The organism is bacterium (assembly GCA_037131655.1).
Classification (GTDB): domain Bacteria; phylum Armatimonadota; class Fimbriimonadia; order Fimbriimonadales; family JBAXQP01; genus JBAXQP01.
In genome coordinates this window covers 1-1,996 of record JBAXQP010000406.1, presented here as the reverse complement: position 1 = coordinate 1,996, position 1,996 = coordinate 1, and the positions used below count along the sequence as shown (strand labels likewise).

At 47.5% G+C, this 1,996-nt stretch carries 3 protein-coding genes; all 3 read right to left on the bottom strand.

Annotated features, from left to right (window positions below; all coding sequences use genetic code 11):
• A partial coding sequence (rarD, locus tag WCO51_13020; GenBank protein ID MEI6514175.1) for an EamA family transporter RarD occupies positions 1-739 on the bottom strand: 739 nt, incomplete at its 3' end.
• Positions 740-752: 13 nt separating this feature from the next.
• Entirely contained in the window at positions 753-1,175 is a 423-nt protein-coding gene (locus WCO51_13015; GenBank protein MEI6514174.1) for a hypothetical protein, read from the bottom strand.
• A gap of 13 nt (positions 1,176-1,188) precedes the next feature.
• On the bottom strand, positions 1,189-1,996 hold an 808-nt coding region (locus WCO51_13010; protein ID MEI6514173.1), incomplete at its 5' end, for a GMC family oxidoreductase.

Here is a 1,996-nt window from a genome sequence, read left to right as displayed (position 1 = left end):
TGTATTGGAGTAGCCCGGTGATCGAGAGCGGGAGCCGAGTAGCTGCGCCATTGAACATCAGGAGTGGGAGGGTAGTTACAATTCCCGCTCCTGATAACAACAGAGACGATTTGAAATCGATACCAAACTGTCCTTTACCTATGATCCCTAAATAGATGAGTAATGCGAGAGCAGGGATCATAAGCACGAGAGTTTCGGCGGCTAGAGACTCCAGAGCATTACCGTTGAAGTGCTTCTTTATAACCCCATATAGGCCCCACGTCGTAGCAATAAGTAGCGCGATCCATGGAGGTCTCCCGTAGGCAAAAGAGAGGATGAACACTGCGATAGCGCCGGAGCCTCCAGCCAGCCATTGGAGCTGAGAGAGCTGCTCTTTATAGACCAAAACTCCCAGAAAGACCATGACAAGAGGATTGATGTAGTAACCAAGAGCGGATTCGGTGAAGTGGTTGTTGTTTACTGCCCAAATAAATGTAAGCCAGTTTGCTGACAGCGCGCAAGATGATCCGACAAGCCACCAAATACGGCGCCGATCTGCAACTAGTAGCATGAGAATCCGGAATTTGTGCTGCCCAATAAGTAGGAGAACACAAACGAGAAGAGACCAGATGACTCGATGAGCCAGAATCTCCAATGCAAATGCAGGCCTTAGAAGTGGCCAATAAAGCGGAAAGAAACCCCAAATTAAACAAGCGGAAACGCCATAGATGAGACCCTTGCGATCTAATTTAGTCGTCAAGGCTTGGGCCTTCCTATGTTGGGTCTCTCCACATGGCTGGTCGCCCTTTGCTCTTCTGCAACAGTCTTTCATCAAATGGCTTTAAAACATAACCATTCGGTTGCGGTGCACTGGTGCTATAACCAGTATTTTCTGAGATCTTGCCGAGAACAGCGGGATGAGAGTAATAAATCGTATAGGTAGCGTTTATCAGTGCATCCAGAGTTTCTGGAGAAGCTTTCCCGAGAGTTTCAAGTACGGATTCCCGTGCAGATTGATCAACTAGTGAAAAGTTTTCTGGAATTCCCTCGAGAAAAAGCTTTAACTGCTTCATATCGCTGATGTGGCTCATATCAGTGACTAATTCTTCGACTACAATTATTTCGGAAGCTCCGTGATTATTAGAGGTCGCAGGAATTAGAGTATCCAGGATCAATTTCCATAATTGTTCAGGCATTCCAAGCGCCGAATTATTCATGCTCGGCTACTTTCAACAAGGGTGCTCCCAGCATTGCATCGGCAGCTCTCAACGCGATTGCTTGAATGGTCGACGTAGGGTTGAGGGCACCTACAGTGACGAAGACACCACCATCAACTATAAAGAGATTCTCACAATCATGGGCTTTGCCGAATTGGTCGACTACGGAGGTTTGAGGATCGGACCCCATTCGTGTGGTTCCCAATAGATGAAATCCGGCGCTGGTTACTAAGTCGACGACTCGAATATCTGTTGCACCTGCCTCCCGGAGAACCGTTTTATTTATCTCGATACCAAAATCTAAAATCTTGCGCGAATTTTCGCTTACCTGATATGTGATCTTGGGAGCGGGGATTCCACATTGATCTTTAAGGGTTGGCGATAAAGTCACGCGATTATGAGCTTCCGGAAGATCTTCGCTGGTAACAGTGATGCTGGCAGTGTGACCGAATTGGCTGTAGAAATCTTCGTGGTGTTGAGATCCCCACTTCACGGGCGAGGTGTAGGTTCCTAACGCAGAGCCCAGAGGGCCATCGCTTCTGATCGTTTGACCTTGGAAGCCACGAATAAATCCTCGAGACGTATCGGTTTTATAAAACTCTTGACTATAAATGCTACAAGCGAATGGACCTTTAAACCCATCGACCTCCTCTGAGAATATTCCGGTTACAAGTGCGGTGGGATGAAACATCAAATTTCTGCCTACTTGATCGCTGTTGTTAGCCAAACCACGGGGACACCACTTAGCAGCGCTCAATAGAAGGAGTCGCGCGCTCCCAATTCCATTTCCAGCCAACACC